The following is a 26,366-nucleotide window of genomic DNA, read 5'->3' on the forward strand; positions in this document are numbered from 1 at the left end:
CAGGAACAGCATTAATGGACAATGTGCGCTAAGTTGACACCTCAAGCCAAAACGGTGGACAGACTGCGCTCGCGATAGGCGAACATTTGTGAAAATCCGGCCCGAGGACCCCTCGTAAGCGCATAAAAGGCCGGCTCAATCGGTATACTCGTGAAAACCGGGAAGGCTCCGAACCTCCCAGAGGTGCACCGCTTGCGGCGGTTGATCATGGAGCCCCATCTCTTGACCCCGGGGACTTGCGTGCACGCTATTGTTTCCCCGATGCTTTTGGACATCCCCCGGTCCGGAAGGAAGATTGCAAGAACGACTGCAGAGGGTCGCATGCGGGGACAAATGACCGATCCGGTTTGGAAAGGCCAGGTTGACCGATGACATCATCCATGACATCTACAAACATTAAGAATCAGAACGCTGCGGCGGCAGGGGCTGACATGCGTTTCGACGACACCGATTGGCATAGCCTGGAGACCTCGGCTGTGCTGGAGACCCTGCGCACCGGGGACCAGGGTTTGGATACGCAGGAGAGCGCACGTCGACTGGAGCTCTTCGGGCCCAACAGCCTGGCCGAGGCCCAGGCCAAACCCCGTTGGAAGCTCTTCCTGGAGCAGTTCGCCGGCCCCCTGATCGCCGTCCTGATGGTTTGCGGCATCATCACCATTTTTCTGCAGCACTATGTGGATGCTGCGGCCATATTCCTGGTCCTTTTTCTCAATGCCATCATCGGCTATGTGCAGGAGTCCAAGGCCGACAAGGCCGTGGAGGCCCTGACCACCCTGTCCACCCCCACCACGCGGGTGGTGCGCCAGGGCCGGATGGAGCAGATTGACGCCGACCAGCTGGTGCCGGGCGATCTGGTCCTCCTGGAGAGCGGCGACCGCATCCCCGCCGACCTGAGGCTGATCGAAGCCCTCCACCTGCGCATCGACGAGGCCATGCTGACGGGCGAGAGCGAGGATGCCAAGAAGAATACGGACCCCGTGGACCGCGATGCAGCCCTGGGCGACAGGCACTGCATGGCCTTCTCAGGCACCATGGTCACCAGCGGCCGTGGACGGGGGCTGGTGGTGGCCACCGGCTCGGACACCGAGCTGGGCGAAATCAACGATCTGGTCCAAGTGGCCAAGGGCCGCACGCCCCTGCAGCGGATCATCCACCGTACCGAGGTGGGCATCGCCGTCGCCGTCATCCTGGTGGCCATCTTCGTCTTCATCGGCGGAGCCATCCTCAATGGCGACGCCACCGGGGCCTTCCTGTCTGCAGTCTCCCTGGTGGTGGCCTCCATGCCAGAGGCCCTGCCCATCGTGCTGACCGTGGCCATGGCCTTGGGTGTCTCGAGGATGGCCGAATACCATGCCATCGTCCGCTCTCTGCCGGCCGTTGAAACCCTGGGTTCCATCACCGTCATCGGCTCGGACAAGACCGGCACACTGACCCAGAACAGTATGACCGTGGAACAGTTCACCCTGGGCGGCGGCCAGCCCGTCCCGGTCGAGGGCCTGGACCTGGGCAAAGCGGCTGTATCCGACGACGACCGTATGCGTGGTCTGGCCGCACTTGCCCGGGCCGGGGCTCTGACCAATGAGGCCCACCGGCAGCCGAATGAACAAGGCGGCATCGAATACAGCGGCGACGCGGTCGATATGGCCATGGCCCGCCTGGCCGACCAGACCGGGGCCGTGACCACCGAAGACCTGGAGGCTCCTATCGTCATGGAGACCCCCTACGAGCCGGAGCTGCTCCACTCCATGACCATCCGCCGCAGCCCTGACGGCACCCTGACCCAATACGTCAAGGGCGCCCCGGACGCGGTCATGGCCATGAGCCGAACCATGCTGGACCCGGATGGCCAGGTTGTTCCCCTGGACACCCAGGCCGTCCACAAGTCCTACGAAGCCATGGGCTCCCAGGGGCTGCGCGTCATAGGCGTGGCCAGCAGGGTCCTTTCCCCTGACCAGGATCCCGCTTCCCGCCGTCGGCCAGACGATCTGACATTCCTGGGGCTTGAGGGCATGCTCGACCCGCCTCGACCCGGCGTGCGCGAGGCCATCGCCGACTGCGCCGGGGCCGGCATCCGTGTGGTCATGATCACCGGCGACCACCCGGTGACCGCAGCCGCCATAGGCCGCCGACTGGGCCTTGAGAATACCGACCAGGCGCTGACCGGCAGCGAGATGCTGGAGATGAGCGACGAGGTCCTCCGGGCCCGTCTGCGCGAGACCTCCATCGCCGCCCGCGTCTCCCCCCAGGACAAGCTGCGCATTGTGGAGGCCCTGCAGGATGAGGGCCATGTGGTGGCTGTGACCGGCGACGGCGTCAACGACGCCCCGGCCCTGAAGGCCGCCTCGGTGGGCATCGCCATGGGTCGTTCCGGCACCGACGTGGCCCGGGAGGCAAGCGATGTGGTCCTGACCGACGACAACTTCGTCACCATCACCCAGGCCGTGCGCCAGGGGAGGGTTATCTTCAAGGCCATCCGCGGATCCGCCTACTTCCTCCTGTCCACGGCTGCAGCCGCCATGATCGCCGTCGGGGTCAATGTGATCTCCGAGGAGCCCCTGCTCTTCCTGCCCCTGCAGATGCTCTGGATCAACTTCGTGACCAACGGTGTCCAGGACATCGCCCTGGGATTCGAACCAGGCAACGGAGATGAACTGGAGTCGCCCCCACGTTCGTCCGGAGAGGGCCTGCTCTCGCGGGTGCTCTGGGCGCGACTGGCCGTCTGCGGGCTCTGGATGGCCACCTGCATCCTGGTCCTCTTCCGCCTCAACATCAACGCGGGAATGGATCTGGCCCACGCCCGGACCATCGCCCTGACCCTGCTGGTCCTCTTCAACTTCTTCGTCGCCATGTCGGCCCGGTCCGAGAACAGGCTGATCTTCCAGCTCAACCCCTTGGACAACACCTTCCTTCTGGTGGCCTCGTTCGTGGCCCTGGGCATCCATGCGGGGGCCATGTATCTGGCTCCGGTTGCAGGCGTACTGGGCATGGCCCCCTTGAGCGCAAGCCAGTGGCTCATCTGCCTGGTGATCGGGCTGACGGTTCTGATCTTCAGCGAGGGCGACAAGATGGTCCGTGCCTTCCTGGCCAAGCGTGGCATCGACACGTCGGGGCGGCCCAAGGGCCATCTGCGCCATGTGCGTCGCCGCATCGCGGGCATGATCAACTGAACCGACCTGTCGGGCTGGACTGTCAGACTGAACCCGTGCAAGAACGGTGGAAGGCGCCCATGGAGGAGGCCCTGCGGCTGGCCGGCATAGCCGGAGACCGGGGGGATGTGCCCGTGGGCGCCCTGGTCTTGGATGCCTCGGACCGGGTCATCGGCCGGGGCTTTAACCAGCGGCAGGCCCTGGGCCGTCCCCTGGCCCACGCCGAGATGGAGGCCATCGGGAAATCCGACGCGGGCTGGGATTTGGCTGGGTGCACCATGGTCGTCACCCTGGAGCCCTGCCCCATGTGTGCAGGAGCCCTGATGGCCTGCCACTTCAGCAGGGTGGTCTTCGGCGCCTGGGACCCCAAGATGGGAGCCTGCGGGTCGGTCTGGGATCTGCCCCGTGACCCGCACACCGGGACGAAGGTCGAGGTGCTGGGCGGTGTGTGCGAACAGGCATGCGCCGGGATCCTTGCCGGCTTCTTCGCCCGGCACCGCCAGGACTGAGTCCCGTTTTCAGCTGTGGTTGTGATTGGCCCTGTACCGCTGGAAGGCCGGGGTGACCTGGAGGGCCGCCCAGATGCAGCGCAAAACAATCAGACAGAGGTAGGCGGCGAACAGATTGGCGCCCACCCGTGCGCTGACCCCTGAGGCCGCCCAGGTGCCCACCGGCGTGGTCAGAGCGGCCACGATCCCCAGAAGCAGCCCCTGACCGGCGTGGACCAGGTGGTGGCGCAGGTTGGTGAACGTCCCTGACAATGAACTGGGCAGGATGGCCAGCAGGGAGGTTCCCCTGGCGATTAGATCGCTGGCGCCCAGCAGGGCCAGGGCCGGTACTGCAATGGCTCCGCCCCCAACGCCCAGCAACCCTGACAGGGTTCCGATCAGGATGCCGACCAGCAGAATGATCAAGGCCACCGCCGGGCTCAGCCGGATGCTGCTCTCCCTGGAGGGTGTGGACAGCAACTGTTGGGCAATGACGGCCATCAGGAAGCCCACGTAGAGCCACCTGAGTATCACCTCAGGAAGCCGGTCCAGCAGCCAGGTGCCGATCTGCGCCCCAATGACCGTGCCCACGGCCAGCAGCAGGGCGGCCAGCCAGTCCACATGCCCGCCCAGGGCGTAGGAGGCCACGCCGGCCAGCGACATCGGGATCATGGAGGCCAGCGAGGTGGCCGAGGCCTGCCGTTGCTGCAGTCCGGTCCACACCAGGGCGGGCACGATGATCGATCCGCCGCCGATGCCGAACATCCCCGACAGGAATCCGCTGATCACGCCCACCAGGACCAGGATGGCCAGGGTCCGCCGGTCCATCCCTCCGGCTCCGCTCTGCTCTTTCTGCATGGGTTCCAGCCTAGGTCGACGTCTTCATCGGGATGGCAGGATGTCCGCGTATGCGGCCAAGTCCTCCAAGGTGCAGAGATCCGGGCGTATTCCAGTCCTTATGTCCACCATGCGACCGTTGCCTCGGTTCCCTTCTGCCGTCTCGGCATACTGCTTGGTATCCCCCGGGCCGGTCCCCGGAGGTGCGTCGTCTGATCAAGAGAACAAAGAGGGTGTGTTTCGATGCGTTATACGGTCATCGGTGCCGGAGCCATGGGCTATCGTCTGGGCGTGCTGCTACAGGAGCAGGCCGGCCTGCAGGTGGATTTCGTGGATACCTGGATGCCCAATATCGACAAGGTTCATGACCAGGGGGGCGTCTATGTTTCCCGCGATCATGAGAATCGGCATTTGGTGCCCGTCAACATTTACACCCCCGAGGACTACAAGGGCGACCCCGATGTCTGGATCGTCATGCTCAAGCAGATGCAGCTGGAGGCTGTCCTGGAGCGTTGCGCACCGCTCTTCCGCGACCATCAGGTGGTCTTCTCGGCCATGAACGGCTGGGGGCACTTCGACAAGCTGCTCAAGTACTTCCCCAAGGAGCGCATCTACGGCGGCACGGCCATGATCGGCACTGTCCTCAACGGGCCGGGCGACGTGGACTTCATCGGTAAGTCCGGGGCCGGTTCCATGCACCTGTGCGCCATGACCGAGCAGACCACCGACCTGGAGCGCCGGATGGCCGAGGACTTCAAGGCCGCCAACCTCAACCCCATCCTGACCGAGAACTTCGAGGGCACCTGCCTGGCCAAGATCATCTTCAACTCGGTGGTCAACACCATCTGCACCATGTATCAGATCACCATGGGCCAGTTCATCTCCTACCCGGGCGCCAAGGATATGTCCCGCCAGCTGATCGACGAGGCTTATGACGCCTGCGAGCGGGCCGGCAAGCAGCTGATTCAGACACGTCAGGAGACCCTGGACGAGGTGGATTACGTCAGCCGCGTGGGCAACCCGCTCCACTACCCCTCCATGTACCAGGACATGTCCAAGGGCCGTCCGACCGAGGTGGATTACATCAACGGCTATCTGGCGCGCCTGGGCCGCGAGCATGACTATGTCTGCCGGACCCAGGAGTTCCTGACCCACGGCGTCCATCTGGCCGAGCTGGCCTTCCGTGTCCACCACGAAGAGCAGGCCGATCAGGGGTGATGCGAGAGGCCGCTGAGCTGATTTCCATGAATTACTTTCCCAAGTAAGAAAAACACGCCCCTCCAGACAAGTTAGCCGTGGGTCCCTAGCATGGAGCCTAATTATCCAGTGTCGGCGACTGGCATCGTCGGGCTTATGGCGGAGGTGTCATGGAGGATCATCGCGGTGGCCCAAGGATGGGGTCTTATCAAGGCAAATCGAATCTGGGGATCTCTCTCAGGTTGGTTTACATGGAGCAGTCCGGGCTGTCCCTTGCTGTCCTTTTGCCGGGGAAGGGTCTGCCACGAATAGTTCACTGGGGCGATCCGGTGGCCGATCCTCAGGCCCTTCTGGGAACCTACGACGCTCTGGCCCCGCAGCGGGTCTCAGGAGGACTGGACCTGACGGCCTGGCCCAGCATCCTTCCGACCCAGTCCGAGGCGTGGACCGGACAACACCGACTGCGCATCAGCCGCGGCGGTGTTGAGGTCTTTTGCTGCTTCCAGGTGGAATCGGTCGATCTGGGTACAGAACCGATTCGGCCTGACGACTCCGCTGTTCCGACGCTGAAGGTTCAGGCCTGCGACCGGGACCAGGGCGTGGGGCTGACTTGGCATTGCCAAGTGCTCTCGTCCGGTCTCGTCAGACAGCGTGCAGACCTGCTCAACCTGGATACGGCCAGAGATCTGGATGTCAATGGCTTGGAGCTGGCTTTTCCCTTGCCGACTGAGGCAACCGAGATCCTGACCACCACCGGTCATCACCTGCGCGAGCGCAGCCCGCAACGCCAGCCCTTGACCGTAGGCCTTCTGGAGCGTCCAAGCCTGGTGGGCCGGCCGGATTTTGATTCCTCCCTAGTCATGTGTGCGGGCCGACCCGGGTTCGGATTCGAGCATGATGAGGTATACGCGGTCCACCTGGGCTGGAGCGGTAATGGTCTGCTCAGCGCCGAGCGGATTCCTTCAGCTCCCGCATTGCTGGGCGGCGGCGAGATTCTGATGGCCGGGGAGGTTACGCTTCCTCCTGCTGACGGTCATTCCGGCCGGCAGGCATATTCGACGCCCTGGCTCTATGGTTCCCGGGGCAAAGGTCTGGACCAGGCGGCCCACAGGTACCATGCTTTCCTGCGGTCCCTGCATCCTGGCTTGGCCTCACGTCCCAGGCCCGTAACGCTGAACACCTGGGAGGCGGTCTACTTCGACCAGTCCTATGACAAGCTGGCTGCCCTGGCCGACCAGGCCGCCCGTATAGGTGTGGAGCGCTTTGTCGTTGATGATGGATGGTTCCAGGGCAGGCGTTCGGATGAGTCCGGGCTGGGGGACTGGTCCATCGACCGGCAGGTATGGCCTGAAGGGCCTAAGAGCCTGGAAGCCCTGGCCGCAAGGGTGCATCAGTTGGGAATGGAATTCGGCCTCTGGTTCGAACCCGAAATGATCTGTCCGGACTCAAATGTCTTTCGCCCGGGGCTTCCCGGTTGCCTGTAGCGGGCCGCAACCAGCAGGTCATGGATCTGACCAACCCCGATGCCTATGCCTATGTGTTCGAGGCAATGGACTCACTCATTGCGCTTATGGGCATCGACTACATCAAGTGGGATCACAATCGCTATGTGACCGAGGCCTGCTCTCCCCGGTCGGGACGTCCTGCCGTGCATGCGCAGACCGAGGCGGTCTATGGAATCATGCGCGGCCTGAAAACCAGGCATCCCGGTTTGGAGATTGAGTCCTGCGCTTCAGGGGGCGCCCGTATCGATCTGGGCGTATTGGAATATGCCGACAGGGTCTGGGTCTCGGACTGCGTGGATCCGGTCGAGCGGGCCGACATCCAGCGGTACACATCCCTGCTGCTGCCGCCGGAGATGATGGGTGAACATGTGGGTGATTCCCCGGCCCACTCCACCGGCCGTACCACCTCGCTCGGTCTGCGTGCGGCCATGGCTTTCTTCGGCCATATGGGCGTGGAATGGAACTTGCTTGCCGTGCCTCAGGATCAGCTGGATGAGTTGAGGCAATGGATCAATCTTTATAAGCAGTGGAGGCATATGCTGCACACCGGTCATGTGGTACATGGCGACGTACCCGACCCGGCAGTCCGCTTGGACGGGGTGGTCTCTGCCGACGGCTCGCAGGCGCTCTACCGCTTCACCCAGTTGACTTCTTCGGCCAATTACCCCCCGCAGCCCCTGGCGCTTCCCGGCCTGGACCCCAGTGCTGATTACCGGATCAGGCCCTTGGATGTCTGCCGTGACCTGGATCGGATTGGCAACGGACAAAGCCCTCTGGCCTGGTGGCGTCCCCAAGGGGCGGTCCTCCCGGGTGCGGCCTTGGGCGCTCAAGGAATCCGGCCGCCGGTCATTCACCCGGCGGAGGCAGTGATCTTTGAGGCGAGCCGTATCTGAATCCGTCGAGCCGTTTCCCGATTCATTCGGGCTTATCGGCCTCTTCGGGACCCTGCAGATACCGGGCGATTGCTCTGGCTGCGGGGGCTTGGGCCCAACGGAGCCAGTCGCCGTCGATGATCTTCACGGGGACCTCGACCATCTGGCTATGACGGAATGAGGCCGTGCCCTTGCGTACGGATTCGATGCATCTCTTCATCAGATAGGAGGTCTCTCCACCCACCAGAACCTTGTCGGGCAGGGCCACGTTGGCCACCAGGGCGATCAACACCCCTAGCCGATAACCGGTCAGATTGAGAAGGGTCTCCGCCTGCGGCATGTCCTCCTCCAGGTCTTTGACCAACTTGTCAAAGCCGGCGGCTTGCCCGATGGCATGCGAGTACTGTTCAGCCAGGGAACCTGTAGTCAGGCACTGGGCGCAGCCACGATGGCCCAGATAGCAGACCGGCCCATCCGGATCCACCAGCTGATGGCCGATCAGCCCAAAACCCTCATCCGGCGAGGAAACGGGCATGCCGCGCTCGCTTAAGGCATAGCCAATGCCGGATCCCATGGTGATCAGAGCGAACCGGTCCAGCCCGATGCCCTCGCCAAACCATCCTTCGTACAGGGCCAGGGCATCGAGATCATTGAAGACCAGACAAGGCAGATCACATGTGTTCTCCATCTCGCTTGCAAGATTAACGGGTTCGCTCCAATGCAAGAAGGGGGCATAGGTGACGACCCTGTCTCCCTCCGCTCGTCCACCCAGGGAGATGGCCAGGCCGGAGGGGCTGGGCAGTCCGGCCTGGTTGATCTCGCACATGCAATCCTGCGTAAGGTTTGACAGCATCCTTACGACCTGGTCCGGGTCTCGTTGTCGAATGTGATGACTGTGGGACCGGCCGACTGGTCGGCAGGTCAGGTCCGTCGCCGTGGCCAGCGCAGTGCCACCGTGAAGATTGATGCCAATGAAGGTCTTGGCTTCCCGGCGGATGACCAGGGCCTGCTGCGGTCTGCCTACGCTACTGGAACTATGCTTGCGGCCATCCTGTCTTCCTGGGTCCTTGTCTGTCTGCAGCAGTGTGCCTGCTTCTTTGATGACCCCGCGGTGGGTCAGATCGTTGGTAATGCGTGATACTGCGCCCTGGGTCAGGTTGAATCGACGCGCCAGAGCCACTCTGGAGATCGGACCGTGCTGGAGGATCTCAACGGCGATGCGGTGGGTGTATTTGGAGGCCGTGAACCAGGCCGGGAATGGCCGTGCTTCCCCTAAGCGGTCATCATCCCCGTGTTGGTTTGATCTCATGTTGTCTCTGTCGGCCACGGCGCCTCCTCACGGACAAACCCCATACACTGAACAGCCTATCCTAATTACTTTCTTAACGAAAGGAACTCGCCGGGGCTGGGAATGAAATATCCCGGTCCCCTATGCTGGTCCGCAGAATCATCTAGGTCACTGTTGCCCGTGCGGATGGTAAAGGAGCCAAATATGAAGAATATCGGCAGTTGGGAAGGATCCGGGCTTGGCCGAGTATCGGCCTGGGTCCGCAGCGGAGTCGCCTCACTTCTGGCTCTGTTGACCGTCGTGGCTATGGCGGGCTGCGGTTCCGCGGATTCAGGCCTGGTCACTCTGGACTTCTTCCAGTTCAAGTTCGAGGCCGCCGACCAGTTCAAGGCCATGGTGGCACAATTCGAGAAGGAGAATCCCGATATCAGGGTGAACATCAACAATTCGGCCGACGCCCAGACGGATTTGCGCACCCGTCTGGTCAAAAACCGGGTGCCTGATGTCATCACCTTCAACGGTGATATCAGCTTCGGCATGTTTGCGGCATCCGGGGTCTTCCATGATTTCACTGATGATCCCCTGGTCAAGGAGCTCAATCCGGGCATGGTGTCGATAGCCAGGAATCTGGTCCAGACCAAGGATCCTTCGGCCAAGCGCCTGTATGGCCTGCCCTTTGCCGGCAACGCCAGCGGATACATATACAATAAGACACTTTGGCGAAAAGCAGGGGTCGATCCTGACAATCCGCCGCGTACCTGGTCGGAGTTCACAGCCGTCATGGACAAGTTCAAGGACCAGGGCATCGAACCTGTGCAGGGCACCCTCTCCGATTCCTGGACCGCCCAGGCCCCCTTGGCATCGCTGGCGGGGACCCTGGTTCCTGAGAGCAAGTACAGGGATCTTCTGGCTGGGAAAACCGATTTCAAGACCCTGTGGACACAGCCGGCTCGGCGCGAGGTCGAGCTCTTCAGCCATTCCACTGGCGACAAGGGCGTTACTTACCAGCAGGGCACCCAGAACATGGCCAAGGGCAAGGTGGCGATTCTTCCCCTGGGAACTTACGCCATACCGCAAATCAGGATGATCAATCCGGATGTGGACCTCGGCTTCGCCCAGATGCCGGCGAATGATTCCCCCTCCCGGCAGATACTGACGGCTGGCGACGATGTCATGCTGACCATGGGCGCCACCACCAGGCATCCCAAGGAGGCCATGCGGCTGATCCGCTATCTGATGCAGCCCGAGCAGCTGCGCACGTATGCAAAGGCCCAGACGGCCTTCACACCGACCAGAAAGGTGGAGGCAGGCGATCCGGCCCTGAACGGGGTTCTTCCCTTCTTCCAGCAGAACCGACTGGCCGACTTCTGCGACCATTACATCCCCTCTTCCATCAATATCGGCGGCTATCTGCAGACCATGGTCACCAAGGGGGACGTGGATGGCTTCATCGGTTCCATGCAGAACGAATGGGACAAGGTCCAAGCAAGGAACTTCCAATGATGAAAGGTCAGGACTCAGACATGGCACAATCCAAGGTCGTCGGCATCCGTACTGCTGACGCAACAGCCAAGGCCAGAAAGCGGCCTTCAAGGTTCTCCAATCGCAAGGTGGACCGCGCCTTCTACTGGATGGCGGTCCCGGCCTCCCTGATTTTCGCGCTCTTCCTCTATGTGCCCTTCCTCCAAGGTGTGGCCTACTCCTTCACGAATTCCCAGGGATACGGGCGCTATTCATGGATCGGCTTCAAGAATTACGGCGCCCTTTTCCGTGACAGCCGTGTGGGCCACGCTTACCTGTTCACTCTGCTGATTGCTATCCTGATCACCCTGCTGGTCAACTTCATCGCCCTGTTCATCTCGGTGGCGCTGAATGGAAGGATCGCCTTCAAGAACGGGTTCCGGGTCATCTATTTCATTCCCTACACGCTCTCGGTTCTGGTCATCGGCTATGTCTTCAAGTACATCTTCATGACACCCCTGCCGGCTCTGGGCAAGGCCCTGGGCATCGGTTGGCTCTCCCAGTCCCTGCTGACCAGCGAGCACTATGCATGGATCCCCATCGTCTTCCTCTCGGTCTGGCAGGCGGTGGCTTATTCAACCCTGATCTATCTGGCGGGTCTGCAGACCATCGACTCGGAGGTCTATGAGGCCGCATCCATCGATGGCGCCAACGAGTGGCAGAAATTCTGGAGGATCACCTTCCCCTTGATCGGCCCATTCTTCACCATCAATCTGGTGCTGACCCTGAAGAATGCCTTCAACACCTTCGATCAGGTGGTGGCTCTGACCGCAGGAGGACCAGATTCCAAGACCGAAACAGTCACCTACCTCATCTACAAGGGCGGCCTTACCGGGGGCGAGTACGCCTACCAGACAGCCAATGCGGTCATGTTCTTCATCGTCCTAGCTGTGATCGCGTTCATTCAGCTGGGCATTTCCAGAAGAGGGGAGAAGATCTGAGATGGCACAGACAGCGCTTATGCACCCGCAGACACCGGCACAATCATCAGAAAGAGGGGGAAGGCGGCATTTGGGATTCCCGGGGTCGCGCCTCAAGAGGGTCAACTGGTGGCTGACGGCCACCGTGGCTGTCCTCTCCCTGACGATTCTTGTGCCGCTCTACTTCACCGTGGTCACGGCTCTGAAGACCCCTGCGGAGGCCGGAACCTTCAGCCTGCCCTCTTCCTGGCAGTGGCACAATTTCGCCGATGCCTGGAACAAGGTCAACTATCCCAAGGCTGCGCTGAATTCGGCCATCGTCACGGTCTGCGCAGTGGCACTCACCCTGCTGACCAACACCTTCGTGGCCTATGCCGTGGCCAGGAATATGGACAAGCGCTTCTTCCGCTTCCTCTACTACTTCTTCATCGCGGCCATGTTCGTCCCCTTCCCCGTGGTCATGCTTCCCATCGCCAAGCAGTTCGGCAGCTGGCACTTGGACAACGTGCCCGGCCTGATCCTGCTCTACGTGGTGTTGGGCCTGGGCACCAACCTCTTTATCGCCACAGGGTTCATCCGATCCATCCCCACAGCTCTTGAGGAGGCCGCCCGCCTGGATGGCGCAGGCACCTGGAGGATATTCTGGACCATCATCTTCCCCCTGATGGGTCCGATCAATGCGACCATCGCCATCACCACGGCCCTCTGGGCCTGGAACGATTTCCTCATGCCGCTGATCGTTTTGACGGATCAGACCAGCCAGACCATCCCTCTGGCGCAGTATGTCTTCAGCTCCCAGTTCGCCACCAACTACCCGATGGCCTTCTCCAGCTACCTGATGGCCCTGGCGCCCATCCTGATCGTCTACCTGTTCGCACAGAAGTGGGTCATCAGCGGCGTCATGAGAGGAGCTGTCAAGTAGCCCCGCCATGACAGGCGGTCAGGTCAGCCTATAGTGGAGGTCACAGAACAAGGAAGTCCCAGGAACCCAATCTTCGTGAGGAGGACCATGACCCAGGAAGAACGCATGCAGCTGCCCGATCGGGTACGGACCAACGGAGCCACCCCCAATCCCTGGTGGGCCAACGCGGTGGTCTACCAGATCTATCCGCGGTCCTTCCAGGACACCAACGGCGACGGCTACGGCGACCTGCCGGGCATCACCCAACGGCTGGACTACCTGGCCGACCTGGGCGTGGACGTGATCTGGCTCAGTCCGGTCTACAAGTCCCCCCAGGACGACAACGGCTACGACATCGCCGATTACCAGGACATCGACCCCATCTTCGGCACCATGGACGATATGGACGAGCTTCTGGACCAGGCCCACCGTCGGGGGATCAAGGTGGTCATGGACCTGGTGGTCAACCACACCTCGGATGAGCACGCCTGGTTCCAGGCCTCCCGCAACAGGGAGGACCCGCACGCCGACTGGTACTGGTGGCGGCCCGCCAAGGCCGGCCACGAACCCGGTACCCCTGGCGCAGAGCCCAACAAATGGGGGTCCTACTTTGGAGGCTCCGCCTGGCAGTACGATCCGCAGCGCGGCGAATATTACCTGCACCTGTTTTCCAAGAAGCAGCCCGACCTCAACTGGGAGAACCCCCAGGTCCGGCAGGCCGTCTTCGACATGATGAACTGGTGGATGGACCGGGGCATCGACGGATTTCGCATGGATGTGATCGTCATGATCTCCAAGACCGTCGACTCCGAGGGCCGCCTGCCCGGCGAGGACGGATCGGCCATTGCTGATGGTCCCGTGGGGCCTGAGGGGTACTCGTCCTCGGTGCCCTTCTGCGTGGACGGCCCCAGGCTGGATGAGTTCCTCCAAGAGATGCGCAGCCAGGTCTTCCAGGGTCGGCAGGGTTACCTGACCGTGGGGGAGGCTCCCAGTCTGGCGCCTGCCCGCAGCGGGCAGATCACCGACCCGGCCAACCACGAGCTGGACATGCTCTTCCTCTTCACCCAGACCGAGGTTGACACCGGGGACAGCAAGTGGGACATCCGCCCCTTCCGGGTTCCCCGGCTCAAGGCGGCCATGGACGAGCAGCAACAGGCTGTGGCCAAGGCCGGATGGGCCAGCCTCTACTTCGACAACCACGACCAGCCCAGAATCGTTTCCCGTTGGGGCGACACCTCGAGCGAGGAGCTGCGCTCGCGTTCGGCCAAGGCCCTGGGGCTCCTCCTGCACATGCACCGGGGGACCCCCTACATCTATCAGGGCGAGGAGCTGGGCATGACCAATGCCGGCTTCACCAGCCTCGACCAGTACCAGGATCTGGAGTCCATCAACCTCTACCATCAGCGGGTCGATCAGGCGCACGAGCAGGATCCGGAGTCCATGATGGCCGCCCTGGCCTATATGAGCCGCGACAACGCCCGCACCCCCATGCAGTGGGACTCCACCAAGTTCGCCGGCTTCACGGCTCCATACGCTCCCAAGGAGCCCTGGTTGGCCGTCAACCCCAATAGGGACAAGGTCAACGCCAAGACTGAGCAGCGTGATCCGGATTCGGTCCTGGCCTTCTACCGGGAGCTGATCCGCCTGCGGCACACCAATCCGGTCGTGGCGGCCGGTGACTTCACCCTTCTGGATCCGGATGCGGACCAGATTTACTCATTCACCCGTTCCCTGGACCAGGCGCCCGAGCCCAAGTCGGGACCCGAGGCTGCCAGCGTGCTGGATGCCCTGCCCTGTCAGCGCCTGCTGGTTGTGGTCAATCTGAGCAGCCGCCCGGCCTCACTGCCGCCTGAAACCGCCGCACTTCTGGGCCTGGACCAAACCGGATTCACCTCCATGGCTCTCGGAGCGGTGGACCCCGATCGAATCCTCATATCAACCTACAGACCGGAGCAAACCGCCAGCTCCCTGCTGACCGGCCGTCTCTCCCCCTGGGAGGGCTTCGTCTACCGACTCTGAGGAAAACCCCGCCGTCGGCACGCTTTCCAGGCTAGAGTGGAAGTCAGCGATGCCCTGATGGGCCTGTGCGGACCGGTCGGGTCCGCGGGTCCCGGGGCGATGGGTTCGCGCTGTGATCAATCCCGACGATTCCGGCGCGGACGGGAAAAGAAAGCGGGTTGCATGTCTCGTCTGATCATCGTCTCCAACCGTTTGCCCATGTCCTTGCAGGCACAGGAGGACGGCTCTTACACTTTGCGCCAGAACGTGGGGGGACTAGCCACGGCCATCGGCCCCTATCACCGTTCCCATAAGGACTGCCTCTGGATCGGCTGGAGCGGCATCGATCCTCAGAAGTACTCGGAAAAGGAGCTAGACCGCATCCGTCAGGCCTACCGAGAGAGCCGGTGCATTCCTATATTCCTGAGCAAGGAGGAGCTGAACGGATACTACGCCGGGTTCTCCAACAACACCCTCTGGCCGCTCTTCCATGACTTCTCGCATGAGGCCGTCTTCCGCCAGGAGGACTGGGAGATGTACCGCAAGGTCAACATGCGTTTCGCACAGGTGGTGGAGCCGCTCATCCGCAAGGGCGACACCATCTGGGTCCAGGATTACCACCTGATGCTCCTGCCCAAGATGCTGCGCGAACGCTATCCTGATGCCTCCATCGGCTGGTTCCTGCACGTGCCCTTCCCCAGCGCCGAGATCTTCCGCTCCCTGCCCTGGAGCCGCGAGATCCTGGAGGGCGTCCTGGGCGCCAACCTGATCGGCTTCCATACCGTGGACTTCTCCGCCAGCTTCCTGGCTTCGCTGCACAGGCTGCTGCCCGAACTGCCGGTCAACCAGGACGGCGTGGTCGAGATGCCTGACGGCCACAGAGCAGCCATCGACGCCTTCCCCATCGGCATCGATTACAACCTCTACCGGCGTACCGCCCACTCCAGCCTGGCTCGGGCCATGCGGCGAGGGATCGACGAGGTCTGCGGCAAGTCCCCCCGTCATCGCTACCGCACCTCGGTGACGGCTGAAGGGGTAGCAGCCAACGAAGCCGCCGCATCGGACGCCAACTGGTGGAGCCACTACATGAAGGAGGACATTCCCGAGTCCACGCTGGCCAAGCAGGCGGCCTCCTCGGTGGGTAGCCGGTCAAACAAGGTCATTGTTTCAGTGGACCGTCTGGACTACACCAAGGGTCTGCCCGAGCGCCTACAGGCCTTCGGCCGCATGCTGGACAAGTACCCTGAGTGGGTGGGCCATGTCACCTACTACCTGCTGGCCACCCCCTCGCGGGAGGTCGTCGAGTCCTATCAGCGGCTCAAGGCCCAGGTGGACCAGCTGGTGGGCGAAATCAATGGCCGCTACTCCCTGCTGGCCTGGACCCCCATCCACTACATCACCCGATCCCTGTCCATCAAGCCGGTCTGCGGCATCTACACGGCTGGCGATGTAGCCCTGGTCACCCCCCTGCGTGACGGGATGAACCTGGTGGCCAAGGAATACCTGGCCTGCCATGACGGACGCGACGGCACCCTGGTCCTGTCGGACATGTGCGGGGCTGCCGACGAGCTGACCGATGCCTTCATCGTCAATCCCTACGACATCGACATGGTCTGCGAGGCCCTGCACAACGCCCTGGAGATCACCCCCGAGGAGTCCAAGCGGCGCAACATCCGCATGCAGGCCCGGCTCAAGGTGCGCACCGCAGCCAACTGGTGCACCTCATTCCTCGACTCCCTGCGGCAGGTGTCCGCTCCGGGTATGACAGACAGGAGGTTGCGTATGGATCACCACAACGCCATCGTTCGTCAGTGGGACGGCGCTCATCGTCGTCTGGTCCTGTGCGACTATGACGGGACACTGACCCCGCTGGTTCGCCGTCCTGAGCGGGCCAAGCCCACCCAGGCCCTTCGCCGCCTGCTGACCCAGGTGGGAAGCAATCCCGATGTGGACTTCCTGCTGGTCTCCGGCCGCAGCCATCAGATCATGCAGGACTGGTTCGGTGACCTGCCGGTGGGGCTGATTGCCGAGCATGGCGCCTGGAACCGCAACCTGCCCGGCAGCGACTCGAACGAGTGGCAGCGGGCGAAAGGCCTGCCCGACTCCGATACCTGGCAGAAAGTGATCCGGCCCATCATGGATGAATCGGCCACCAGGGTCCCCAACTCCTTTGTGGAAAGCAAGTCCGATGCGGTGGCCTGGCACTACCGGATGAGCGATGCCCAGGTGGCCGACCATGAGCGTCAGGATCTGCTCCGTCGTCTGCGCGGCGTAGTAGTCGGCCTAGGACTGATGATCATGGAGAATTCCAAGGTCGTCGAGGTCACCCCCGTAGCCACCAGCAAGGGCCAGGCCATCCTGCCCTTCGTCAACAGCGATGACTACGACTTCATGATGGCTCTGGGCGACGATGAAACCGACGAGACCATGTTTGCGGTCATGCCCGATAAGGGCTGGACCATCAAGGTCGGGCCCGGCCAGACCAAGGCCCGGCTGCGGGTCAACGATCCGACCGCGGTCACCTTGCTGCTGGCCGACCTGGGCGCCGGTGTGGCCCGTGACTCCAATGAGCCCGTGGCTTCCCACGACTTCCGCGACGACCATACCGTGGTCGACGAGGCGCATGCCCGGCTCACTGACGACAAGTAAGACAGGCGACCACTGCCATCACCGGTGACCCCAGCCATCACCGGTGACTGTTCGTGAAGTCCGTCAAGTTCACGGGCGGGCTGGTGGCTCGCTTGGTTATCGGTCTGCTTGTTTCAGGTTTGCTCTCATATTTGTCCGGTCTTTGGGTGCCCAAACGTCTGATTACCCACATGTTTTTGTTTTTCGATAAGTTTGGGTGTCCACCATGTTGACGGCTGACCCCATTGGTCGGGTCCGGCCGACCATACTTGGAGCATGGATACTTCAACAATCACTGCCTGTCTTGAGTCCGATCATGCCGCTGATCTGCGCAAAGCCGCCCAACGTCTGGAAGGTGTGGCCCGTCATACCCTTATCGAGGAATCCGATGATCTGGGTGCTCGGATAGGCCATCGCGTTCTGCTCAAGCCGGAGAATCTGCAGCTGACCGGATCCTTCAAGATTCGCGGAGCTTATAACAAGGTGGCCTCGCTGAATCAGGACGAGCTGGACCGCGGCATCGTCACCGCTTCCGCTGGCAATCATGCCCAGGGGGTGGCTTTTGCCGCACGCAGCCGGGGCGCGAAGGCCACCATCGTCATGCCCCGAATCACGCCGCCGCTCAAGGTCGATGCCACTCGGGCCTATGGTGCTGAGGTTGTCCTGCAGGGTGAGGTCTTCGATGAAAGCTCTGATTACGCCCTGGGGCTGGCACGTGATCGCGGCATGACCTTTGTCCCGCCTTTTGATGACTACGAGGTCGTCTGCGGTCAGGGGACCATCGCCATGGAAATTCTTCAGGACGTGCCCGATGTCACCGATATCGTGGTTCCCCTGGGTGGGGGCGGGATGGGCGCCGGCGTGGCGCTCGCCGTAAAGACCTTCAAGCCTGAGGTCAGAGTCATCGGAGCCACCCCGGTCGGATCTCCGGCCTGGCGTGAATCTCTGACAGCTGGTCATGTGGTCGCAGCAGATCAGATGCGTACGGCTGCCGAGGGCGTAGCCGTCAGACGTCCCGGCGATCTGAACTATGCTCTGCTCAGCCGCTATATGGATGATCTGGTCCAGGTGACTGAAAGCGACATCTCCGAGATGATCCTATTCATGCTGGAGAAGCACAAACTGGTGGTCGAGGCAGCTGGCGCCGTCTCCCTGGCAGCACTGGGTCAGCTGGATCTACAATCCGATGTCTTTCGATCGGCCCCGGGTCCGCATGTGATCGTCCCCATCATCTCGGGTGGCAATATCGATACGGTCACCATGGGTGCAGTCATCCAACGGGGGATGATCTCCCGCGGGCGCATCATGCAGTTCGGCGTGGAGTTGCCCGATGTTCCCGGCCAGCTGGTCAAGGTGGCCACGGTCCTGGCTGACCTGCGTGCCAATGTGATCGAGCTGAACCACGACCAGTTCAAATCCTCTGGCCACTATGACAACGGCGTGCTCTTGGAGGTAACTGTGGAGACCAACGGCCCCGATCACATCACCCAAATTCTGGACACCTTGCGCAGTCGAGGCTTCCAGGTCCATCAGAACTACTGAGCACTATGTTCCGATTGGATCCGGTGCCTGTGCCTGGCATCCGATGTTCGGGGACAATGATGGACGATGATTATCGCCGAGAGAACGGTCAGAATGGTCGACGCCTTTGCTGGGCTTGGCTGATGGGACTTGCTGGTTCTTAAAGGGCCAATCTATGGCGATTCTTGTGCTGGCTTGCGTCTTATCACAGGCGGAGTCCCTTCCCCGGAGTCGTCACGGTCTGCGGGTGGAGGACGTGGGTATATCAGCCTATTTCGATAATCGACGAACAGATTTGCTTTATTTCTTCATTGTGCGTTGAGATGATGACGGCGGCACCTTGTTGGGCAAGTTCGCACAGTATACGTATTACGACGTTAGCGTTGTCTTGATCCAGCGCAGATGTCGGCTCGTCTGCAAGAATGACACTCGGCTGTTTGAGCAGGAGCCTTGCGAGGGCGATTCTTTGTTGTTCCCCGCCCGATAGGGTGTAAATCTTTTTCTTCTGTGAGCCATTCATCCCGACGATGTCAAGTACGCTGTCGATTCGTTCGTCCCGTTCCTTGCGATGCTCGCGCTTCTTCATTTTGAGGGGAATCTGCAGGTTACGCGATACGTTCCACTGTTCGACAAGACCATAGTTCTGGAATAGAAATCCTATGTTTTCGCGAAGACACACTCGCTGTCCCTTCCTGCTCTTGTGTAAGTAACCGGAACGGAATGTCCCTTCGTTGTAAGTGACCGAGCCTTCATCGAAGTCCTCCAACAAGCCGACGCAGTTGAGCAGGGTCGTCTTGCCTGCACCGGACGGCCCGCTCGCTGCGATTATGGAACCAGGTCCAGCGTCGAAGGACAGTCTCGACCATAACGTGTGTTCTGCAAATCTCTTGGTAAGTCCTTCGACTTTCAATGTCGGCTGCATGCCTGCGTCTGTCATATGCATCTCCCTCCGCACCGCGGATTCACGGGCGTTTGATGTCGTCGGCACGGAACCTTGATTCGTATGCCGATACGGTAATGGCCATGATGAGGCTGGATCCGGCGAAGAGCAATGTTCCAGCCACCAGATCCGCAACCTTGTTCATCGAGCCGATCATGCCGACTGCTATGAGGGTCAGCAGCACCCCGGTGTTCTGCATGATAAGGAAGCCTCCATGTCTTCTGAAAAACCCGTATCCATGGATGAATTGGACGAAGGAGAGCCTGCGTCGTCTTGCGCAATACGCGGCCGAGCACACAAGGATGGCCATCATGGCAGCGGCCAGACCGAACGATATGGCTATAATGTCCCCGCGTTGCTCGTTCCTGGATAATGACAACGTATACGCCACCGAGTCTTTGGCGTTGTCAATACCCTGGAAGTATCCAGAGATTCCATAATGGTCCAGCTTGCTTTGCAAGAGTTCCGGATCAGAGAACAATACACTATCGCTTGATGTGTATGACAGGTATACCATGGGGCTGATCAACCCTGACGATGGGGATGTGACGGCTACCACTGGATCTTTCAAAGACAGCCTCTGCTGATCTTCTGCAGGCATGAACTGGGTCCCCGAGAAGAGGGATATGTCTTGGTCCGAACGTGTGCGGACCAAGACGCCGTGAGGGTTGCAGGAATATGGTTTCTGTTTCTGGGTAACACCCAGTTGGCACTGTGTCTTGAAATATTCGGCATATTTCTTCAACAAGGCTCCGGGGTCCCCTTTATATGATGAAGGCACCAGGAGTGTGAAAGCCCCGATCTCTTTTCCAGCCACTCTAACCGGTTTCCCATCAAGTCCGGCAATGGGTTGTTTGTCAAGATAGTTCGGGCTCACTATCATCGAATCGGATCCGTCCGGTTCGTAAGGATCATTGTTCCCATCAGCGGGACGAACGGAGTCACCGTTATACCCGACCAACATCGCCTTCCCTCTGCTGTCAAGATCCTCGATCACTTTCATCAGGGGAGGCGCTGCCCGGAGCATATCCTCCTGTGTGATGTTGATTGAAAACCTCAGGACATATTGATCCGAGATGCGAGACCACTGTGCCAAGGACCGGCTGGTGCTCTGTACCGCGCTGATTCTATTCAGAGAACCGCTGATGGTGCCAAAGAGAACAGCCACCACCATGAACTGGGCAAAACCCGCGATGATGCCATCACGGAGTTCGTTGCCCTCTCCGTTGAGAACGGCGGGTATTCGATCGCGGAATGCACTGGCACCACCTAAAGCCAACGCCAGGAAGACAAGATATGCTGTCAATACAGCCACGGCGACAAACAGCGCTCGAAGGAGTCGCCAAATCTGGTGGAAGTTATTGATAAACCAGAGGAAAGGTAATCCCACTAAGGTAATTGTCACCAATCCCACGGCGAGTGTGGCGAGCAGTGATACCAGCTCGCCGACGAGTATCCTTCCGCTGGTATAACCGTGCATCGCCTTGATCGCATGTATCTTCCTGTTCCTGGACAGGGAATACGCGGTGGAAACCACCAATGTGATGGCGATGATAACGACTCCCGCCCAAAGGCCACCCTTCCCTAACGCGTATATCATCGCTGCTATCCAGAAGCCTCGTGACCAGAGGCTTTGTGATTCGTCAACCACTATCCGGGAACGTGACAAAGCCTTGGCGAGCTGTTCCATATGCGACCTATCCGCATTGGTCGCATAGCTTCCGCGCAAGTCCTGGGTGGTAATCTCTTCAAAAGAAACTACCTTCGTTGACTGGTCACGCGTTGAAAAGGAAGGATAATCGTACCCTCCATTTCGTTGAAAAGACTTTTGGTCACCCACAAAGGCCACGAGAACACGAGACTTCATTGAGTCACGAAATGAAGGTTGGATCTTGAAGACATTGATCCCCAAAGTTCTTGAAGCTTGGGCAATCGCACGCACAGCATCCGCCTTGGTCGCGGTATCAACCCTCTCGACGGTGAAAGAGGTACCGGTACCTGCCGGAAGCTCCTGGTCGATAGTGATAAGCATCTCGAATGTCACCACCATGGTGAGAATCAAGGAAGCCCAAATCGTCAACCGTTGAATCCAGTGAATTCGCAAATCACCTCACCAAAACTTCCTCATAGTCTTCTCCTTTGAAGGCAAATATGATGGCGAAAAATCTTCCATCACTGGTTATTTTACCCCATAAATACAGCTGATTCATCCGGGCCTCTCACATATAGAGACCGTTCTTATGCCACTGATACCGATGTGGAATCCGAACCGGTACGATGACGCTGGCCACTCCTGGAACAATACCCTTGCCGGAGTTCGAACAACACTCCCACGACCAGTTTGCTTGGTTACACTCAAACCATGAGCATGGGATGTTTTAGTGGATGTAATGCGGAATTATGTAGGGAATGTCGCTGGTGATGACACTGGTGGGGATCGTGGCGGTCAGCCAGTTGCGGGTCTGATGTCAGTCGAGCCGGTTGCTCATTCGTCTGATCCGCTCGCTGGCCTGTCTATCGAGTGAGACCAGTGCTTCGTCTAGGTGTCGTGTGACGTCGTGGGCGAGCGAGTCGAGCCTGCTTTTCTGCTCGCTCTGCAGCCTCAAGAGTCGCTCGTTCACGTACCGCTGCTCGTCGTGCATCTTTCTGAGCTGTGTTTCGTTCCTGCTCGCCGTTTGCTCCACGCTTTCCTCGAACGCCTTGTAGTCAGAGAGGATGACCTTCCTTGAGGCTTCGTTCTGCCTGTCGCCTGAGTCCTCTAATCGCTGCAAGCTGATCAACAGCATCTGGTTGGCCTGTTCCGTCGTGGAGGTTATCGCCTCCAACTGCTCCTTGCGGTTCACCTGGCTGCTAGTAGCGAGATGCATTTGCGTGCCCTGGTAGTTCCCGAGCTCCTCGAGTACCATGCCTCGTCTCGCGCAGTTGCGCGCTCAGGCCCTCCTCGATGCTCTGGTTCGGGTTCTTGTCCATGTCTCCTCGTTTCGTCCGGCAGCGATTGCAGTTCTCCGGCCACGCTCTTAATCTGTTCGCGCAGCTTCTCAATGAGCGTCTCCCCAATGACTGCGAAGCGAAGTCATCCACCGTCAAAATCAAAAATTCAAGTTTTCTTGTATAAGTATATAGGGGGACCTCTCATTAGCCTCACTGCGAGTATGGTTAAGAGGGTTTTGCTGCATTCAAAGTCCCTCTCTTGATTTGGCCTGATTGTGGCTTGTCTGGGCGTGATTGCTGTCTGCGCTGGTTGATGCACTTGGGGTGTGTTGATGATGGCGGTTTCGTGATTGCTGGTGGGTCTGATGCTTGGGTGGTTACGTTTGGTGGGCTGTGATTGCATGGATGTGGTGGGCTGTTTTTGGGTCGTTTACGATACATAAGAAATAAACTAGGCTACGTATCGTAATCAGTAGCGGAACGCCAGAATTAATCCACTATTTTGCTTGTTACGACACATAGCCTAGTTCAGATATCCGAAACTCTATCCCCGCTTATTATAATTATTGGCATCACTGTTTGCATAAATTCCAATAACAGCAGTTGCTCCAAGCATTATTGCCAGCAACACCCAAAGTATGACCAAACAAGTGGGATCAAATGCGCTGACACCCTTAGTGAAAATACAACTAAACGCCAAGTCTATCGACATTAATGCCATAATTACGGCTTCCAATAGGAACAACCAAGAATACTTGGCGTGAATATACCCCCAGGTTTCATCAGATGACATTATGGCTTTAGTCCTTAATCCGACTTGCCCGTTTCTGCGTAAATTACCCAGCTTCGCCTTTCGGTACAGCCACACAAAGTAAATTGCCAAAACCATCATCAATACACAAAGTGCTGCTACCATTGAATTTCGCTTTCTTTTTTGAAAACTATTGCTAATGGATCCGATTTTTAATTGTTGGATATGACAAACGCTGCTGCAACACCGATAAGCAATAAGAAGATGGCAATCAAGGCAAACATAAGAGCCATGAAGCCAGTCATCGATATCAATGCTGCGACAACAAGACCTGCGACTCCAACAAAAAGAAGATCAGAAACCCATATGATTTTTACTGTCCGAATTGACAGTTTCATAAAGCAATCTCCATTGCCGGGTTCTTGCAGAAGGGTCCTTTTTGATGGAACTGTTGTGATGGCTGACAGTACAAGAAGCACCGAAAAAGCAACAATAAATTGATTCACTGGATTTCTAAAAGCTGGTGATTGATGCTCCATTGAACTACTAAGCATCACCATTGCAGCGCACCCTGAAACGGCAGTGGCCACAGGAAGATAAACATCAATAGAGTCAATCGCTCGTCCAACACTTTGTTTAATCACGAGTACAGATCGAGCAATGAGAACAATGAGCACCGCACACACAATGACTGCAGGGAAAATCGGAACGGTATATTTTTCCCCCCAAGAATCAGCCTTCCCAAGAGCATTCCAGTGTGTTGGCACTACATCAGGCAGTGCATAATAGTTACTACCAAGTACGATAGCCATCACCAAAGCAAGAATGAACGAAAACATTACGGACGGCGACAGCAACTTTTTCATATCATAACTTCCACGTTAATGACTGGGAATATGGATGTCCACAATTCAACACCGTTAAACCACCGTCACCCTTTCGGGAACGCAAAATAAAGGTACAGACTCCGTCCACTAACTCTTCGTTTTCCTTAGTTACAGTACCCATAATCAACAACCCCCTAGTCGATATACGTTCATCAAATGCAATCGCAAAATGTGATGCGATTGACAAATATTGTAGTACTTGTCAAGCGATAATCGGTCGTTTTCCGCTGGCGAGAGGCGCCGGTGCTTTCCCCGATGAATTTGGACTCGTGATCTTGTCTTTCAGGCGAGTTTCAGCTCGGCTATTACACGTTTAATCTACTTGGTGACTATCAGAGATTTAGATTCTATATTGGAAGCGTCGGAGCTCTGTTGGGACAAGGCGTTTCAGGCTTAGGCTCTACTAAAAGTATGCTATCGGGGATGAAAAGGCTCCGCTGGGATGTATGGCTGGAAGCCAGCGGGGTACCCACTGATCATTGTGGCGTGGCCATGGGTGTTTTGGAGCAAAGAATCGGCTCTGCCGGTGCTGATAAGGGCATGTCCAGGGCATCATACTTTGCTCGGGCGGGAAGACTTTGGCTTCCGGAGTCGATTCGCTGTCCTTCTTCTGGGGCAGAGGTTCGCTTTCTGATGCAGAGTATCCGCGTGATAGGGGTGCCGGGGTTCCAAAACGACGCTGACAGGGACCGGTACAGGCGGAGTCTGTCTGTAGTGAGACGGAAAACGGCTCAAGGATTGCCATAGTGGGCCCTGCAGGTTCTTGCAGGGCCCATCAGAAACCTGCAGATCGCAGATCTGTTCCAGTAATTGCACGGAGCGGTTGGGGAATCATCCTTGTCCGGCGATGGTTTTGTCGACGAGTTTGGGCAGTGCCTCTTCGATAGGTTCGTGGATGAGTCGGGTTGCCAGGGAATCGTATTGGGTCGAGCCCATGTTCATGATGGTGATTGGCACGCCTGCCTGGGCCGCAACCGGCACCAGCGAAGCTGCTGGATACACTTCCAAGGTGGAGCCAATCACCCAGAACTGATCGGCCTGAGTGGCCAGCCTCATGCTCTTCTCCATGGCTCCTTCGGGCAGGGCTTGACCGAAGTAGACCACATCAGTCTTGATGATGCCGTTGCATGGCATGTTGCCTTGGTAGGGCATGGGCTTGTGGCAGTGTGGATCGGGTTCCTGATCAAGCTTGGCCATGATGTCGGCCGTCCGATATGCCTGACCGCACTTCATGCAATGGGAGCTGCCGATGGTCCCGTGAAGGTTGACGATGACATCCTCGGAGTTGCCGGCTTTCTCGTGGAGGGCATCGAAGTTCTGCGTAGCCAGCAGGTTCAGCATGCCTGCCTGCTCCAGCCTGGCCAGCGCCTTGTGCGCTACTCCGGGCTGGGCCTTCCAGACTGGTGACTCCTTCTGCCACCGCCATGAATACTCCCGCTGCTTCCGGTCACTCATGAACAGGTCCAAGTCATAAACGTTCATCTGATCGGGATGCTTGGTCCAAACCCCGTCAGGCCCGCGAAAATCCGGTATGCCGGCGGAAGTCGAGATTCCCGCCCCGGTCAGTACTGCAATTGTTGTGCTCATACACCCGTCTTACCATCCGTCAACAGAATCCATGACTCGCAGACCAACATAGTGCGCGAACATACATCTATATCAACGTTCATATTCGTAGGCTGTGGATGACTGGCGGTCGAGAACGGAAGGTGAACTCCGCATTGGATACAGCCGACTATGAGCAGAGTTCAAAAGGACTATGAAGGGACTATGCCGACACGCCAATGGCGCTGGGACCCGATCGTCACTTTGTGAATAAAATGTGTGCATGAAGCCGTGGCAGTGCGCTGAAGTCCAATCTTCGCGACGTCTAAAGTTAAAAAGGGACATGTAACGACACGCCGTCTGAGGGCTTGTTATAGCTTGTTTTGAGGGTCTTTTCGGAGGTGCCGGGTTGCGTTTTGGCCGGCTCGTGGTAACTTTATCTCTTGCTGCTCAACACGGCGGTTCTTCTTCCGAGAGGAAGCTGAACGCT

Annotated in this window: 17 protein-coding genes and 1 pseudogene; 10 read left to right on the forward strand and 8 right to left on the reverse strand. The window is 59.0% G+C overall.

Translation table 11 applies throughout. The annotated features are described in order from the left end of the window. The first annotated feature begins 380 nt into the window (after positions 1-380). Positions 381-3,167, forward strand: a complete 2,787-nt coding sequence (locus tag ACUIAI_RS08680) for a cation-translocating P-type ATPase (protein ID WP_445342192.1) — start codon at positions 381-383, stop codon at positions 3,165-3,167. 59 nt (positions 3,168-3,226) lie between these two features. Beyond that, positions 3,227-3,655, forward strand: a complete 429-nt coding sequence (locus ACUIAI_RS08685) for a nucleoside deaminase (protein ID WP_445342858.1) — start codon at positions 3,227-3,229, stop codon at positions 3,653-3,655. A 9-nt stretch (positions 3,656-3,664) separates the two neighbouring features. Here ACUIAI_RS08685 and ACUIAI_RS08690 read toward each other — a convergent pair whose 3' ends face one another. Then, complete coding sequence (locus ACUIAI_RS08690; RefSeq protein ID WP_445342193.1) at positions 3,665-4,492, reverse strand: sulfite exporter TauE/SafE family protein; 828 nt, start codon at positions 4,490-4,492, stop codon at positions 3,665-3,667. 222 nt (positions 4,493-4,714) lie between these two features. Here ACUIAI_RS08690 and ACUIAI_RS08695 point away from each other — a divergent pair, with 222 nt between their 5' ends. Next, positions 4,715-5,689, forward strand: a complete 975-nt coding sequence (locus tag ACUIAI_RS08695) for a ketopantoate reductase family protein (protein WP_154313705.1) — start codon at positions 4,715-4,717, stop codon at positions 5,687-5,689. 176 nt (positions 5,690-5,865) lie between these two features. After that, positions 5,866-8,066 (forward strand): annotated as a pseudogene (locus ACUIAI_RS08700) (alpha-galactosidase). Positions 8,067-8,088: 22 nt separating this feature from the next. Here ACUIAI_RS08700 and ACUIAI_RS08705 read toward each other — a convergent pair. Continuing rightward, positions 8,089-9,372: an ROK family transcriptional regulator gene (locus ACUIAI_RS08705; RefSeq protein WP_445342194.1), complete on the reverse strand. Its 1,284-nt coding sequence runs from the start codon at positions 9,370-9,372 to the stop codon at positions 8,089-8,091. Positions 9,373-9,537: 165 nt separating this feature from the next. Here ACUIAI_RS08705 and ACUIAI_RS08710 point away from each other — a divergent pair, with 165 nt between their 5' ends. From ACUIAI_RS08710 to ilvA, 6 genes are all read left to right on the forward strand, one after another. Further along, a complete protein-coding gene (locus tag ACUIAI_RS08710; RefSeq protein ID WP_445342195.1) occupies positions 9,538-10,836 on the forward strand; it encodes an ABC transporter substrate-binding protein in 1,299 nt (432 codons plus the stop codon). A 20-nt stretch (positions 10,837-10,856) separates the two neighbouring features. Further along, the gene (locus ACUIAI_RS08715) at positions 10,857-11,795 is read left to right on the forward strand and encodes a carbohydrate ABC transporter permease (protein ID WP_445342196.1); all 939 of its coding nucleotides are present in this window, start codon (positions 10,857-10,859) and stop codon (positions 11,793-11,795) included. Position 11,796: 1 nt separating this feature from the next. Continuing rightward, positions 11,797-12,696: a carbohydrate ABC transporter permease gene (locus tag ACUIAI_RS08720; protein ID WP_445342197.1), complete on the forward strand. Its 900-nt coding sequence runs from the start codon at positions 11,797-11,799 to the stop codon at positions 12,694-12,696. 87 nt (positions 12,697-12,783) lie between these two features. After that, positions 12,784-14,694 (forward strand): glycoside hydrolase family 13 protein, encoded by a 1,911-nt coding sequence (locus tag ACUIAI_RS08725; protein WP_445342198.1) that lies wholly within the window; start codon positions 12,784-12,786, stop codon positions 14,692-14,694. Between the two features lie 162 nt (positions 14,695-14,856). Beyond that, a complete protein-coding gene (otsB, locus tag ACUIAI_RS08730) occupies positions 14,857-17,322 on the forward strand; it encodes a trehalose-phosphatase (RefSeq protein ID WP_445342200.1) in 2,466 nt (821 codons plus the stop codon). Between the two features lie 255 nt (positions 17,323-17,577). Then, positions 17,578-18,843 carry a threonine ammonia-lyase gene (gene ilvA, locus ACUIAI_RS08735; RefSeq protein WP_445342201.1) on the forward strand — a complete coding sequence of 422 codons (1,266 nt, stop codon included), beginning with the start codon at positions 17,578-17,580 and terminating at the stop codon, positions 18,841-18,843. Positions 18,844-19,087: 244 nt separating this feature from the next. On the opposite strand, the gene ACUIAI_RS08740 is transcribed toward ilvA, so the two are convergent. The 6 genes from ACUIAI_RS08740 to ACUIAI_RS08765 all read right to left on the reverse strand — a co-directional run bounded on the left by ACUIAI_RS08740 (position 19,088) and on the right by ACUIAI_RS08765 (position 25,918). Then, a complete protein-coding gene (locus ACUIAI_RS08740; RefSeq protein ID WP_445342202.1) occupies positions 19,088-19,759 on the reverse strand; it encodes an ATP-binding cassette domain-containing protein in 672 nt (223 codons plus the stop codon). A 25-nt stretch (positions 19,760-19,784) separates the two neighbouring features. Then, on the reverse strand, positions 19,785-21,812 hold the full coding sequence (locus ACUIAI_RS08745) for a bacteriocin-associated integral membrane family protein (RefSeq protein ID WP_445342203.1): 2,028 nt from the start codon (positions 21,810-21,812) through the stop codon (positions 19,785-19,787). A gap of 418 nt (positions 21,813-22,230) precedes the next feature. After that, on the reverse strand, positions 22,231-22,668 hold the full coding sequence (locus tag ACUIAI_RS08750; RefSeq protein ID WP_445342204.1) for a hypothetical protein: 438 nt from the start codon (positions 22,666-22,668) through the stop codon (positions 22,231-22,233). A 569-nt stretch (positions 22,669-23,237) separates the two neighbouring features. Beyond that, positions 23,238-23,609 (reverse strand): SdpI family protein, encoded by a 372-nt coding sequence (locus ACUIAI_RS08755; RefSeq protein WP_445342205.1) that lies wholly within the window; start codon positions 23,607-23,609, stop codon positions 23,238-23,240. Positions 23,610-23,656: 47 nt separating this feature from the next. Beyond that, on the reverse strand, positions 23,657-24,310 hold the full coding sequence (locus tag ACUIAI_RS08760; protein WP_445342206.1) for a DUF1648 domain-containing protein: 654 nt from the start codon (positions 24,308-24,310) through the stop codon (positions 23,657-23,659). Between the two features lie 852 nt (positions 24,311-25,162). Next, positions 25,163-25,918 (reverse strand): Sir2 family NAD-dependent protein deacetylase, encoded by a 756-nt coding sequence (locus tag ACUIAI_RS08765; RefSeq protein ID WP_445342207.1) that lies wholly within the window; start codon positions 25,916-25,918, stop codon positions 25,163-25,165. Positions 25,919-26,366: the final 448 nt, after the last annotated feature.

The organism is Bifidobacterium sp. ESL0827 (assembly GCF_052606685.1).

Excerpts from the sequence above, each read along its gene's own strand:
- ACUIAI_RS08695 (WP_154313705.1), top strand. The coding sequence starts at position 4,715 with ATGCGTTATACGGTCATCGGTGCCGGAGCCATGGGCTATCGTCTGGGC.
- ACUIAI_RS08690 (WP_445342193.1), bottom strand. The coding sequence starts at position 4,492 with ATGCAGAAAGAGCAGAGCGGAGCCGGAGGGATGGACCGGCGGACCCTG.
- ACUIAI_RS08710 (WP_445342195.1), top strand. The coding sequence starts at position 9,538 with ATGAAGAATATCGGCAGTTGGGAAGGATCCGGGCTTGGCCGAGTATCG.
- ACUIAI_RS08725 (WP_445342198.1), top strand. The coding sequence starts at position 12,784 with ATGACCCAGGAAGAACGCATGCAGCTGCCCGATCGGGTACGGACCAAC.
- ACUIAI_RS08740 (WP_445342202.1), bottom strand. The coding sequence starts at position 19,759 with ATGACAGACGCAGGCATGCAGCCGACATTGAAAGTCGAAGGACTTACC.
- otsB (WP_445342200.1), top strand. The coding sequence starts at position 14,857 with ATGTCTCGTCTGATCATCGTCTCCAACCGTTTGCCCATGTCCTTGCAG.
- ilvA (WP_445342201.1), top strand. The coding sequence starts at position 17,578 with ATGGATACTTCAACAATCACTGCCTGTCTTGAGTCCGATCATGCCGCT.
- ACUIAI_RS08715 (WP_445342196.1), top strand. The coding sequence starts at position 10,857 with ATGGCACAATCCAAGGTCGTCGGCATCCGTACTGCTGACGCAACAGCC.
- ACUIAI_RS08765 (WP_445342207.1), bottom strand. The coding sequence starts at position 25,918 with ATGAGCACAACAATTGCAGTACTGACCGGGGCGGGAATCTCGACTTCC.
- ACUIAI_RS08680 (WP_445342192.1), top strand. The coding sequence starts at position 381 with ATGACATCTACAAACATTAAGAATCAGAACGCTGCGGCGGCAGGGGCT.
- ACUIAI_RS08745 (WP_445342203.1), bottom strand. The coding sequence starts at position 21,812 with ATGGTGGTGACATTCGAGATGCTTATCACTATCGACCAGGAGCTTCCG.
- ACUIAI_RS08755 (WP_445342205.1), bottom strand. The coding sequence starts at position 23,609 with ATGGTAGCAGCACTTTGTGTATTGATGATGGTTTTGGCAATTTACTTT.
- ACUIAI_RS08720 (WP_445342197.1), top strand. The coding sequence starts at position 11,797 with ATGGCACAGACAGCGCTTATGCACCCGCAGACACCGGCACAATCATCA.
- ACUIAI_RS08685 (WP_445342858.1), top strand. The coding sequence starts at position 3,227 with ATGGAGGAGGCCCTGCGGCTGGCCGGCATAGCCGGAGACCGGGGGGAT.
- ACUIAI_RS08760 (WP_445342206.1), bottom strand. The coding sequence starts at position 24,310 with ATGAAAAAGTTGCTGTCGCCGTCCGTAATGTTTTCGTTCATTCTTGCT.
- ACUIAI_RS08750 (WP_445342204.1), bottom strand. The coding sequence starts at position 22,668 with ATGGTACTCGAGGAGCTCGGGAACTACCAGGGCACGCAAATGCATCTC.